This window comes from Streptomyces sp. MB09-02B, from assembly GCF_033794485.1.
GTDB lineage: Bacteria > Actinomycetota > Actinomycetes > Streptomycetales > Streptomycetaceae > Streptomyces.
Genome location: NZ_JARGEE010000291.1, coordinates 1 through 11,699, shown reverse-complemented (window position 1 = coordinate 11,699; position 11,699 = coordinate 1). Strand labels below are relative to the sequence as shown.

Sequence of the window (11,699 nt, the reverse complement as noted above, 5' to 3'; positions counted from 1 at the left end):
GCCCGAGCCCCTTCACGACGGCGGCCCTCAGCCCGGGCTCCTCCGCCGTCAACTCCCTCATGAAATAGGCGACCTGATGCGCCGCACCACTCGCCCCGCCACCCCGAACACCCCGTACGCCGGCCACGCGCTCCCCCTTCGTGTCCCTCTGGGAGAACGACTCCTCGGACGGCTCGGGAGTTGTGCGGGCCGTCGTCGGTTTGCCGTCGTGGCTCTGCCGTCGTGGGCTGGCCGTCGGCTAGTCGTTGCCCGTGTTGTTCTGCGAGTTGGACTTGTTCGCGCGGAGCAGCACGTCGCTCGCGACGTCGGTCGTCCTGGCCACACCGCGTGCCCAGCGGGGGGCGTCGCCTCGCGCCGTCCAGTAGACGCAGACGACGCCGCCGAGTGCGAGAAGGAGGACGACGGACAGGATGAGTATGAGCACGGTCAAGGGGACGCGTGCGCGCGGGGATTGGTTGCGTCGCGGCGGTGCGGTCGGCAAGCGAACACGCGTTCAGGCCCTGGCCCTGGCCCTGGATCTGGTCTGGCTCTGGGGCGGAGTCAGTGGTGCGCGCTACCTTCCGGCCATGGGCATGTATCTGGTGAGCGTCGGCGCGGAGGAATGGTTCGGTGAAGGTGAAGGTGAAGGTGAGGGGGAGGGTGAGGACGAGGAGGAGGGGCGCGGGCGGGTCGCCTCGGCGTTGAACGAGGAGCTGAGGCGGCGGGGGCTGCCGGCCTACGAGTCGGTGCCCGCGGCGAGGCCCGTGCGCGCGCCCGTCGTCCGTGGCGCGGGCCTGGACTTCGAGGAGAAGCTCGTCCCGCCGATGGACGGGTTCGTGCGGCTCTGCGAGGAACACCTCACGCGCGAGCAGGTGGAGACCCTGTGCGGCTGGACGGTGCTCGTGCCGCTCTCGCTGGAGGAGGCCATCTGGCTGGACGGCGTCGAGTCCGGCTACACGGAGTCGACCATGGTCGCCGGCGCCCCGCAGGTGCTGGCGCTCGCGGAGCGGCTCTCGGCGCTCGTCGAACTGCCGCCCGAGACGCCGGTGACGTGCGACAACCTCGACCTGACCATGTGGTTCCTGGACGGACAGGCGAAGGCGCTGGCAGCGACCCGGCCGGGGCCGTGGGCCGAGGACCTCGACACGGCCTTCTACGTGGCCCTGTACCTGCGCGCCGCCCAGCACTCGCTCCGCCGGGGGTGCCCGATCGTCTACACCTGAGATTTCTCCGGCTACCGCACCGGCCCGACTGCGACTGCGACTGCGACTGCGACTGCGTCTGCCGCTATGGCTCCGGCTCCGGCTACGGTGCCAGCGTCGCGAAGGCCTCGTCCAGGAGGGTGACCAGGTCGAGGGCGCCGTCGGACGCGGTCCAGTGGTCGAGCGCGATGGTGAGGCAGTCGATGGCGGCGGCGGCCCGTACGGTCTCGGCGAGGGTCGCGGGTCCCGAGGAACCGTGGCGCTCGGCGAGGGCCCGGGCCGGCGTGGGACGCCAGGGCCCGACGCCCCCCGGGGCTCGTCAGCCCGTCGTACCCCGCGCCCTCCCTGCTGCCGTCCCTGTCCCCGTCTCCGCCGCTCTCATCCCCGCGCCCGTAAGCCTCCCCAGGAACTCCGCCAGTGTCCGCGTCGCCGTGTTGTGGGGTGTGTCGGCGAAGAGGGGGTCGAGGTGGTTCATGGTCTCGTCGGACTCGTAGGCGGCGTACGGGATGCGGGACTCGGCGACGACACGGCGGGCGCCGGCCACGACCGTGCCCCTGCTGTAGCTGGTCTGGAAGGCGTAGAGGGGTATGTCGAGGCCGGCGGCGTGGTGCAGGCGCAGTCCGAGGGTGCGGGCGAGGTCGGTGTCGGCGTAGGCGTCGCTCACGTCCAGGTCGACGGAGAGACGGGCCGGCCAGTACCACTCCCACACCCCGGGTACGGGCCCCGCGTACGCCCGCGCGACCCGCCCGATCGGCGTGATCCCGTCGTCGACCCACCCGCGTACGCCCTCGCCGTCCCCTTCGGGGGCGAGGTGCCCGGAGTGGACGCTGATGTCGTTCGGCCAGCCGAAGCCGGCGTCGACGAAGCTGCCGAGCAGCGCGGCGTTCGTCACCGGGAACGGCACCCGCAGCGCCTCGGGCACCCGGTCCTGCAGTACGGACCTGCCCTCGGGGTCGTGATGGGCGTACCACCCGGCGAGCTGGTACCAGATCTGTGTGCTCTCGGCCCGGTCGCCGAGTCCGACCCCGCTGAGCGTCATGTCGAAGACCCGCCCGCCGGCGATCGCCGCGAGCCGCTCCCGCACCTCCTCCGGCGAGTCCTGCACGGGCGTTCCCGTCCCCTCGAACGCGCCGCGCACGCCCCCGTCGAGGACCGCGAGCCCCGCGAGGTCCCGGTACCCGGGCCGTCCGCCGAAGTCCCAGGCGGCGTAGGTCAGCGCGGTGGTCGCGCCCCAGGAATGCCCACCGAGGACCACCCGCCGCCGTCCGCCCGCGCGCGCGGCGAGCACGACACACCGCAGGTCGTCGAGGGCGCGCTCCAGCCCCCACCGCCCGAAGTACCCGGCGGAGGCGGGCTCCAGGGTCCGGTACCGCCCGTCGAGGTAGTAGCCCACGGGGTCGGCCGTCCCGAACCCGCTCCGGTCGGCGAGGTTCTCCTCGCGCCGGTCCAGGGCCCACACCTGCACCCCGGGCACCGAGGCCACCAGATCCCGGGCCATCGGACGAAAGCCGCCCGCCACCCCACCGCTCAACACCGCTCGCCGCGCCAGCCGTTTCGTCATATCCGGTCGTCTCCTTGGGAGTTGGGGGGCAACGACTTCGGCCCAAGCTTCTCTCCGCGTATGAGTCGGGCTTCTATCGGGGTCCGCTTCCTGGCCGGGTCCGGTAGGCGCTCCGCGGCTTTCTCCGCAGGACAACGGCTCGGCGATAGCATCGAGGAACCGGGCTCGGGGTTCGTGGCCGGGCGGTGTGGAGGAGTGGGAGTGGGATGGGTGGTGGGGTGGGGCGTGGGGCTTCGCCGGTGCGGCGGGACGCGCGGCGGAACCGGGAGTTGCTGGTGGTGGCGGCCCACGAGGTGTTCGCCGAGCAGGGGCTCGAAGCGCCGCTGGACGTGATCGCCCGCAGGGCCGGCGTGGGCAACGCGACGCTGTACCGGCACTTCCCGAGCCGCGCCGCCCTCATCGACGCCGTCTTCCACGACCAGCTCGCGGGCACGATGGCCGTCGGGGACCGGGTCCGCGACGCGCCGGACGCCTGGGCCGGGCTGGTCGAGTACCTCGGCACGGTCTTCGACACACTCGCCGCCGACCGGGGCACGAACGACCTCATGACGACGCACGTACCGGGGGTCGGTGTCCTGGAGGACGTGCACGAGCACAATCGGCGGACCATCGAACTCCTGCTGCGGCGCGGCCGCGAGGAGGGCACCGTGCGGGCCGATGTCACCACCGAGGACGTCCTCTTCGTCCTCGCCGCCCTCGGCCGCGCCGTCCCCGCCCTCACCGCCGTCACCACCACCGACGCCTGGCGCCGCCCCCTCACCCTCCTCCTCGACGGCCTCCGCCCACCGGCCTCCACGGCCACACCGTCGCCGTCACCGTCGCAGCCGTCCCTGCCCGCGCCCGCTCTGACCGCCGACCAACTCGCCGATGTGCTGGCTGAGTTGGGGCCCCATCGGGCGGCCAGGGGGTAGCGGGGCTTACTCCTCTTTTCACTCCTCTTCGTCGAGTCCTTCGAGTCCTTCGAGTCCTTCGAGTCCTTCGAGTTCGTTGAGGGTGATCGCCGCCGTCGGGCACATCGCCGCCGCCTCGCGGACGGGCGGGTGGTGGGGTGCGGGGGGTGTCGGATCGAGGAGAACGACGACGCCGTCCTCGTCGCGTTGGTCGAACACCTCGGGGGCGATGAGGACGCACTGGCCGGCGCCGCAGCATTTCGTCTCGTCGACGTGGATCCTCATAGGGGATGCCTCATAGCCTGCCTCGTAGCGGATGCCTGACGGGGGCGGGCCTTCACCAGCGGACCGGGACCTCGCGCAGGCCGCCGACGAGGAGGCCCTCGACCTTGCGCAACTCCTCTGCGGGGACAGCGAGTTCGAGGGTCGGGAGGGTGTGGAGGAGGACTTCGAGGACGACCTGCAGCTCGGTGCGTGCGAGGGCTTGGCCGAGGCAGGAGTGGGGGCCGGCGCCGAACGTGAGGTGGGGACTGGGGCTGCGGGTCAGGTCCATCTCGTCGGGCGAGGCGAAGACCCGGTCGTCCCGGTTGGCGGAGGACATCCCGCAGAACACGGTGGTGCCACCCGGCAGCAGTTTTCCGCCGAGGTCCATGTCCTCGCTCAGATAGCGCCGCATCCCGAACGTCGAGGCGTTCGGCTTCGGTGAGCCGTTCCTCCTCCGGCAGCGCGGCGCTCTCCACGATCAGCGTGCTGAGCAGGTCCTCGAAGCGGGCATCGGAGAGGAGTGCGCGGACGTCCTCGTAACGGCTCACGAACTTCGCCCGGTCGCCGCTCGGCAACTCGACCGTGGCCACGGGGCACCGGGCGCGCAGCCGCTCCCACGCGGGGGGCGGGTCCAGCGGGCCGTCGCCGCGCATCGGCAGCCGGACCACCTCGTCCCCGTCACCGTTCGTCCCGACCTCGGCTTCGTCCGTCTCGGTCCTGCTCATCTCGGCATCTCCTAGTGGGGGGAGGGGGGAGATGGACATGCACGCTACACAGGTAGTGCATCGTGCATCAATGGTGCATCATGCACTCTCCGTGCATGGCGCAATTTCGACGTAGGGTGAGGGGCCCATGGAGGCCAGACAGGCAGGAGGAGACCGGTGGATGCCCGAGAGGCGGGGGAGCGCATCGAGCGGGAGCTGCTGATCCTGACGCGGAACCGCGAGACGTCGACGCCCCGTGGCGTCCGCGACGGCGGTGCCCTGGATCGCAGTGCCTACGTCCTGCTCACCAGACTCGAGGCCCAAGGGCCCATGTCCATCCCGGACTTCGTGGAGGCGTTCGGGTTCAACGCGTCCACGTTCACCCGGCAGACCTCGGCGCTCCTGCGGGAGGGGCTGGTGGAGCGGACGCTCGACCCCGACGGGGGAGTGGCCCGCAAGTTCCGGATCACCGACAAGGGCTCGGCGCGCCTCGCCGAGCAGCGGGAGGAGTTCGTCACCGGTCTCACCGGCGTCATCGCCGACTGGCCCGCCGAGCGCCTGCGGCGCTTCGTCGCCGACCTGGAGCAGTTCAACACCGACATCGAACGTGTCAGCGGACGTTCTTGGCCACGTCCGATGGCCGAGGGCTGACCACTCGTAGCGGTCGGCCCTCGGCCCTCGGACGTGCGTGTCAGCGCGTGTCAGTGGGGTGGGTGGGCGGGCGTGCGGGCGTGTGGCGTCAGTTCACGCACACGATCCCCAGCAGGCAGAGGCCCGAAGGGGACGTCGTCGCCGTGTCGGAGCTCGAACCGTCCGACGCGCCCGTGTCCGAGCCGGAGCCCGAGTCCGAGCCCGTGTCCGACCCGCTTCCGGCCTCCGAACCGGTGTCGCTGCCGCTTCCGTTGCCGTTGTCCGCGCCGGAGCCCGACCCCGCGCCCGTGCCCGTGTCCGACGAGGAGCCGGAGTCACCGGTGGCCGGTGGCGTGGTCGTATCGTCCGACGGGGTGGCGGCCGTGCCGTCGGTGGTCGACCTGCCGTCGCCGGAGGTGCCGGTCCGCGCGTCCTGGGCGGACGGCGTCGCCGCATCCGTACGCGGGGAATTGGGCTGCTCGGCGCGGGATTTCGACCGGCTCGCGGTGGAGCGGTCGCGTGCGGGGTCGCCGGACGGGGTCCACGGGGTGGAGGCGTCCGGGGTGCGCCGGGCGTCGTCGGTCTCCGTCGCCGACGTACGGCCGCGCTGCGAGCCCTGTTCCTCGACGGAGCCGAGGCTCTCGGCGTCCGGGGCCGTGGCCGCCTGGGTGCGGTCGGTGGACTGCCGGTCCATGCTCATGACGGTCAGGCCGCCGCCCATCAGCGCGACGGCGGTCGCGACCACGGCCCGGCGCTGGTTCTTCTTCCACTGCGCCATCTGACGCCGCCGCGCGGCCCGCCCCCGCGGCGCCACGGGGACACCCTCGACGTCCACGTCGTCCACGTCGTCCACGTCGTCCACGTCGTCCACGTTGCCCAGGTCGCCGGCGTCGCCCCCGTCGCGCATGCCGTCCATGTCGCGCACGCCGTGCACGTCAGCGATGCGGTCGACGTCGCCCATGCCGTCGAAGTCGCCCATGCCGTCGCCGCCGGGCACCCGCGCGAACGGGGCCGTGCTCCCCAGCGCCTCGTCTGCCGCGAATCCGCCCGTCGAGAAAGCGTCCCTGGAGAACCCGTCCGCCGGCGCCCCGCCGTGCCACCCCGCGTCCGTCGCGCCGTACTCCCACGTCGGCGCCGGCAGCACCGGTGCCGCCGGTGTCGTCGGCGGCATCGGGATCATCAGCGGCGCGGTCGTCGTCCCGGTGGGGCGGGACGGGGCGACACGGCTGTCGATCGTGGCCGGGGCTATGTCGGGCGCGTAGGCGCCGCAACCCGGGCACACGAGGGCGCCGTTGAGATGTCGGCGACATGAGGAGCAGTAGTCCATCGGGGTCTTCCTGTGTGGGGCATGCCGTCGACCCGCCGGGCCGCGGCCCGGTCACATCACGTTCGCACGTGGGATCGAGCGGATCGAGCGCTCAGCAACGCTAACGAGGCATTCTCAGGGCTGTGTGCAGGCTGTGTGACGCTCCTGCGCGGATTCCCCGGGGACTTGGAGCCGATTCCGCAGGGATGCGCGGACGTGTGTTTGAGCCGTGCTCGCCACACCTTCAGTCGAATATTCCCCCAACAGGCAACCCGGGCCCGTCATTTACCAATCTCTCAGGTTGCTCACAGGAAGAGCGGATCGAGCGTGGTTCGGCCCGGGGTGCGTGGGGGTGCATCCGCACGGCGGGCCACGGGTCGGCCGTCGTCCGTGAGTTGTCCAGTCCGATGCCCCTGACCAGGGCACTCGCAGACGAGGAACCGATGACCAGCCAGATGACCAGCCCCTCCAGTCCTACCGACCCGACCGACCCGACCGACCCGACCGGCGCGACCGCTCCGGCGGGCTCGACCAGCCCGGCCGGTGGTCGGGACCGTCGCCGTCGCCTGAAGCGCCCGGCGCTCGCCGCCCTGGCGTCGTTCACCGTGGTCGCCGCCGTGGCCGGGGCGGCCCCCGGCGCCGGTGCCGCGCCCGCCGCGACGCCCGGGAAGCCGCAGCTCAAGCTGATCGCCGCGACGAACTCCGTGACGCTCACCCGCTCCCAGTGGGACGACGGCGTCAGCCTTCAGCTCGGGACCTACCTCTCGGTCGACAACGCGCCCCTGGAGTTCCAGGTGACGCGGAAGTCGTACAAGGACCCGATCGTCGCCAAGCAGATCCTGCGCAACGGCAAGAAGACCACGACGAAGACGCTCCCGAAGGGGCTCGTCGACGACTTCTCCGGGCTGACGGGCTTCCTGGAGGTCTCGGTCAAGAACGCGGCCGGGGAGGAGGTCGTGAAGAGCGCGGGCACCTTCTGCCCGAACAACGCCTCGGGTCGGATCCGCCCGGACGCCCCCGCCACGAACCACTATCCGCAGAGCTGTTCCACCAACCCGTGGACCCTGGGTTCGGTGTGGGGCGTCGAGAAGGGCTGGGCCACCAACACCACCAACTGGGACTACGACAGGGAGGTGGACCTGCCGGTCGGCGAGTACACCGCCCAGGTCGGAGTCGCGAAGAAGTACCGCGACGCGTTCGGCATCCCCAACGACCGGCCGACGATCAAGGTGACGGTCCGGGAGGAGCGCTCCGAGGAAGGCGGGGAAGGCGGGGAAGGCGGGACGGGCGGCGGCGTCGGTATGGCCCCGTCGAAGTCCTCGTCGTCCTCCGCCCACCACGGCGGCCACGGCGGCGGTCACGGCGCCGGCCACGGTGACCACGGCGCGCCGTCCGCCCCGGCCGGACAGCCGGCCCCGGACAACCACCACTACGGCCCGCGCGGCGCCGACGCCCCGACGCCGCCCGAGCTCTCCTACGCCCTTCAGGACCGGGGCCTGGCGAACCACCTGGGCGACGGCAAGGGCCACACCGACGGCTCCCGCATCGCGCCCGCGCTGCAGGCCGCCCCCAAGCGTCCCACCGGCAAGGCGGGCGCCCCGGCGAACGTCCCCAAGCCCGACCTGCGGTCCCTGCCCGCCTGGGACATCGCCATCACCGACGGCGAGGACGGCGACGCACCCGGCAAGGACTACCTCGCCTTCAGCGCCAACGTCTGGAACGCGGGCCCCGCGCCCCTCGTCGTCGACGGCTTCCGCAAGCCGGGCGCGGACCTGATGGACTCGTACCAGTACTTCTACGACGCGAAGGGCAAGCAGGTCGGCTACGCGCCCGCCGGCACCATGGAATGGGACCCGCGCGAGGGCCACGAGCACTGGCACTTCACGGACTTCGCCAGCTACCGCCTGCTCAGCGCGGACCAGACCAAGGAGGTGCGCTCCGGCAAGGAGGCGTTCTGCCTGGCCAACACCGACGCCATCGACTACACGGTGAAGAACGCCAACTGGCACCCGGAGAACACGGACCTGTCCACCGCGTGCGGTTCGCAGGACGCCATCAACGTCCGTGAGGTCCTCGACGTCGGCTCCGGCGACACGTACACCCAGTACCGTCCCGGTCAGTCCTTCGACATCACGGACCTGCCGAACGGCACGTACTACATCCAGGTCGTCGCCAACCCGGAGAACCGTCTCCAGGAGACCAACCACAAGAACAACATCGCTCTCCGCAAGGTGATCCTCGGCGGCAAGGAGGGCGCCCGCACGGTCGAGGTCCCGCCGCACGGCCTGATCAACGCCAAGTAGCAGCGGCCGCGCCGCGCACGACGGCGCGAACCCCCAGGCCCGCCGGGCCTGGGGGTTTCGTCGTACGAGGAGTCGCGCGCGGCGTTACGCCTTGACCGCCGCTCCGGCATCCGCACGCGCGCTGTCCGCCGGCGCGCCATCTGCCGGCGCGCCATCTGCAGGCGCGCCATCTGCCGGCGCGCCATCTGCAGGCGCGCCATCTGCCGGTGTGCTGTCCGTTGGCGTGCTGTCCCCGCCCCCGGCGTCCGCCGTCGGGACGGCCGTACGGCGCTTCGGGATGAAGGAGGCGAGGACGAAGGCGAGGAGGGCGGCGCCCGCGCCGATGGCCATGACGACCTTGAAGCCGTTCTCGGAGGGCAGGGCGTAGCCGCCGAAGTCGGTGGTCATCTGGGCGAGGATGACGCCGGCGAGGGCGCTGGCGAACGACGTGCCGAGCGAACGCATCAGCGTGTTGAGGCTGTTGGCGGCGGCCGTCTCGGACTCCGGCACGGCACCCATGATCAGAGCGGGCATCGCGCCGTAGGTGAAGCCGACACCGCCGCCGATGACGCACGAGACGAGTACGAGGTGCCAGACCTCGCTCATCAGGACGATGCTGAGGCCGTAACCGGCGGCGACGATCAGCGCGCCGGCCATCAGCGTCACCTTCGGGCCCTTGGCCTTGGTGAGCCCCGCGGACACGGCGGACATCGCCATCATCACCAGGCCCTGCGGGGCCAGCACCAGGCCGACGGTCATCATGGACTTGCCGAGGCCGTACCCGGTCTGCTCCGGCAGCTGGAGCAGCTGCGGCAGGACCAGCGACATCGCGAACATCGAGAAGCCCAGCGCCACCGAGGCCAGGTTGGTGAACAGCACCTGGGGGCGTGCCGTGGTCCGCAGGTCGACCAGCGGCTGCTTCGCCTTCAGCTCGTAGCGGCCCCACGCGGCGAGGATCACGACGGCGGCGGCGAAGAGCCCGAGCGTCGTCCCGCTGGTCCAGCCCCAGTCGGCGCCCTTGGACACCGCCAGCAGCAGCGAGACCAGTCCGGTGGACAGGCCGAGCGACCCGACCAGGTCGAAACGGCCGCCGCTGCGCACCGTCGACTCCGGGACGACGGCCAGAACCAGCAGGAAGGAGAGGGCGCCCAGGGCGGCGGAGGTCCAGAAGAGCAGGTGCCAGTTCCAGTTGTCCGCGATGAACGCGGCGGCCGGCAGACCGAGGGCACCGCCGACTCCCAGCGAGGCGCTCATCAGCGCGGTCGACCCGGCGAGCCGCTCGGCGGGCAGGACGTCCCGCATGATGCTGATGCCGAGCGGGATGACGGCGGCGGCCAGCCCCTGCAGACCCCGCCCGATGATCATCGGCACGAGGGAGTCGGCCAGCGCGCAGACCACCGAGCCGGACACCAGCAGCACGATGCTGAGCAGCAGCATCCGCCGCTTGCCGAACATGTCGCCGAGCCGCCCCACGACCGGGGTGGCGACCGCCGCGGCGAGCAGGGTGGCGGTCACCGCCCAGGCGGCGTCGGACGCCGGCGCGTCCAGCAGTCGCGGCAGTTCCGGCACGATCGGGATGACCAGCGTCTGCATCAGCGCGACGACGATCCCGGCCAGCGCCAGTACCGCCACCACGGCGTTCGGCCGCGGCGGGGTGCCGGCCCCCGCGTCGGCGGGTCGGGCATGGGTGTGGGACATGGCGTGCCTCCGGGGCGGGGATTGCTTGACTTACTCAACCATAGGTCGATTGCTTGACTTAGGCAAGTTAGTTTGGAGGAGGGTTTTTCCAAGGTGCTCGACGTGGGTTCTTCCAGGGTGTTCGACGTCCCCCGTGGGAGACTCGGACGGTGATTATCGAACGCGCGTACGCACATCGGGGGGCGAGCGACGAGCGGGGCGGAGCAGGGGCCGACGACGGGGAGTGGCCCTGGTCGGTGCCCTGTGTGCGCGGACTCCTGGCGGACGGTCTGCGCTTCACCGCGCCGGTGACCTTCCTGGTCGGGGAGAACGGCTCAGGGAAGTCGACCCTCGTCGAGGCGCTCGCCGAGGGCTTCGGCCTGGACTCCTGGGGCGGCTCGCACGACTGGCGCTACGCCTCCCACCGCCCCAGGTCGGTGCTCGGTGAACGCATCCGCTTCGACGCCGCCCCGAGCGGCCGCCGCATGCTCGGTAGCTGGAGCGCGCGCACCGGGTTCTTCCTGCGCGCGGAGACGGCGCTCGACGCGCTGGACCGGGAAGGGTTCGCCCCCGACTCGGTCAGCCACGGCGAGGGCTTCCTCGCAGCGTTCCGGGGGAAGTTCCTCCGGCCCGGCCTGTATGTGATGGACGAGCCCGAGGCGGCGCTGTCGTTCAGCTCCTGCCTCGAACTCCTCGGTCACCTCGACCAGTTGGTGAGGAACGGTGGGCAGGTCATCTGCGCCACCCACTCCCCGCTGCTGACCGCGCTCCCCGGCGCGGACATCATCGAGGTCGGCGACCACGGCATGCGCCGCGTCCCCTGGGACGAGCTGGCCCTGGTCGACCACTGGCGCCGCTACCTCGCCGACCCGACGGCCTACCTACGGCACGTCCTGGGCTGACCCGGACGGGGACGCGGGCCCGGACTCGGACCTGGAACCGGACTCGGACCCCGACTCGGATCCGGACCCGGACCCGCCGCGCCGTGACGCTGGTGGAGGCGGGGTGCGGTGGCGCAGGGCGCTCATGGCACTCATGGCACTCATGGCACGCAGGGCCTCCGGCGGGATCGTGTGGTCGAGGAGGTGGAGGGGTGCCGGGCGGACTCCGGCGGCTTCGGCGGCGTGCCAGTGGGCGAGGGCGCGGGGGAGGTCGACGAGGCCGTGGATCAGGGGGAGTGCCGTACGGGGGCCCGGGGCGTCCC

The 11,699-nt window shown here is 71.9% G+C and carries 11 protein-coding genes and 2 pseudogenes; 5 read left to right on the top strand and 8 right to left on the bottom strand.

All coding sequences use genetic code 11. From position 1 onward, the window contains the following. Positions 1-238 precede the first annotated feature (238 nt). On the bottom strand, positions 239-424 hold the full coding sequence (locus P1P70_RS31165; RefSeq protein WP_319243718.1) for a hypothetical protein: 186 nt from the start codon (positions 422-424) through the stop codon (positions 239-241). 142 nt (positions 425-566) lie between these two features. Between P1P70_RS31165 and P1P70_RS31160 the strand changes: the two genes are divergently transcribed. Further along, the gene (locus P1P70_RS31160) at positions 567-1,202 is read left to right on the top strand and encodes a hypothetical protein (protein WP_319243722.1); all 636 of its coding nucleotides are present in this window, start codon (positions 567-569) and stop codon (positions 1,200-1,202) included. Between the two features lie 82 nt (positions 1,203-1,284). On the opposite strand, the pseudogene P1P70_RS31155 reads toward P1P70_RS31160, so the two are convergent. Next, a pseudogene (locus P1P70_RS31155) lies at positions 1,285-1,464 on the bottom strand (TetR family transcriptional regulator); the annotation flags it as partial. 36 nt (positions 1,465-1,500) lie between these two features. Continuing rightward, a complete protein-coding gene (locus P1P70_RS31150) occupies positions 1,501-2,742 on the bottom strand; it encodes an alpha/beta hydrolase (RefSeq protein ID WP_319243716.1) in 1,242 nt (413 codons plus the stop codon). 206 nt (positions 2,743-2,948) lie between these two features. Between P1P70_RS31150 and P1P70_RS31145 the strand changes: the two genes are divergently transcribed. Beyond that, positions 2,949-3,653, top strand: coding sequence for a helix-turn-helix domain-containing protein (locus tag P1P70_RS31145; RefSeq protein ID WP_319243714.1), 705 nt, complete (start codon positions 2,949-2,951; stop codon positions 3,651-3,653). Between the two features lie 18 nt (positions 3,654-3,671). On the opposite strand, the gene P1P70_RS31140 is transcribed toward P1P70_RS31145, so the two are convergent. Beyond that, on the bottom strand, positions 3,672-3,917 hold the full coding sequence (locus P1P70_RS31140) for a ferredoxin (RefSeq protein ID WP_413471585.1): 246 nt from the start codon (positions 3,915-3,917) through the stop codon (positions 3,672-3,674). Positions 3,918-3,969: 52 nt separating this feature from the next. Continuing rightward, positions 3,970-4,326: pseudogene (locus tag P1P70_RS45890) on the bottom strand (cytochrome P450); the annotation flags it as partial. Positions 4,327-4,777: 451 nt separating this feature from the next. Between P1P70_RS45890 and P1P70_RS31130 the strand changes: the two are divergent. Further along, the gene (locus tag P1P70_RS31130) at positions 4,778-5,251 is read left to right on the top strand and encodes a MarR family winged helix-turn-helix transcriptional regulator (RefSeq protein ID WP_319243712.1); all 474 of its coding nucleotides are present in this window, start codon (positions 4,778-4,780) and stop codon (positions 5,249-5,251) included. An 88-nt stretch (positions 5,252-5,339) separates the two neighbouring features. On the opposite strand, the gene P1P70_RS31125 is transcribed toward P1P70_RS31130, so the two are convergent. After that, on the bottom strand, positions 5,340-6,557 hold the full coding sequence (locus P1P70_RS31125; protein WP_319243709.1) for a hypothetical protein: 1,218 nt from the start codon (positions 6,555-6,557) through the stop codon (positions 5,340-5,342). Between the two features lie 422 nt (positions 6,558-6,979). On the opposite strand from P1P70_RS31125, the gene P1P70_RS31120 reads away from it, so the two are divergent. Next, positions 6,980-8,839 carry a lysyl oxidase family protein gene (locus P1P70_RS31120; protein WP_319243707.1) on the top strand — a complete coding sequence of 620 codons (1,860 nt, stop codon included), beginning with the start codon at positions 6,980-6,982 and terminating at the stop codon, positions 8,837-8,839. 84 nt (positions 8,840-8,923) lie between these two features. Here P1P70_RS31120 and P1P70_RS31115 read toward each other — a convergent pair whose 3' ends face one another. After that, on the bottom strand, positions 8,924-10,516 hold the full coding sequence (locus P1P70_RS31115) for an MFS transporter (RefSeq protein WP_319243705.1): 1,593 nt from the start codon (positions 10,514-10,516) through the stop codon (positions 8,924-8,926). Positions 10,517-10,665: 149 nt separating this feature from the next. Here P1P70_RS31115 and P1P70_RS31110 point away from each other — a divergent pair, with 149 nt between their 5' ends. Next, entirely contained in the window at positions 10,666-11,397 is a 732-nt protein-coding gene (locus P1P70_RS31110; RefSeq protein WP_319243703.1) for an AAA family ATPase, read from the top strand. Here the strand turns inward: P1P70_RS31110 and P1P70_RS31105 are convergent. After that, on the bottom strand, positions 11,377-11,699 hold a 323-nt coding region (locus tag P1P70_RS31105; protein ID WP_319243701.1), incomplete at its 5' end, for a hypothetical protein. The two genes, P1P70_RS31110 and P1P70_RS31105, sit on opposite strands and share 21 nt — an antisense overlap.

Excerpts from the sequence above, each read along its gene's own strand:
- P1P70_RS31160 (WP_319243722.1), top strand. The coding sequence starts at position 567 with ATGGGCATGTATCTGGTGAGCGTCGGCGCGGAGGAATGGTTCGGTGAA.
- P1P70_RS31150 (WP_319243716.1), bottom strand. The coding sequence starts at position 2,742 with ATGACGAAACGGCTGGCGCGGCGAGCGGTGTTGAGCGGTGGGGTGGCG.
- P1P70_RS31145 (WP_319243714.1), top strand. The coding sequence starts at position 2,949 with ATGGGTGGTGGGGTGGGGCGTGGGGCTTCGCCGGTGCGGCGGGACGCG.
- P1P70_RS31140 (WP_413471585.1), bottom strand. The coding sequence starts at position 3,917 with ATGAGGATCCACGTCGACGAGACGAAATGCTGCGGCGCCGGCCAGTGC.
- P1P70_RS31125 (WP_319243709.1), bottom strand. The coding sequence starts at position 6,557 with ATGGACTACTGCTCCTCATGTCGCCGACATCTCAACGGCGCCCTCGTG.
- P1P70_RS31120 (WP_319243707.1), top strand. The coding sequence starts at position 6,980 with ATGACCAGCCAGATGACCAGCCCCTCCAGTCCTACCGACCCGACCGAC.
- P1P70_RS31115 (WP_319243705.1), bottom strand. The coding sequence starts at position 10,516 with ATGTCCCACACCCATGCCCGACCCGCCGACGCGGGGGCCGGCACCCCG.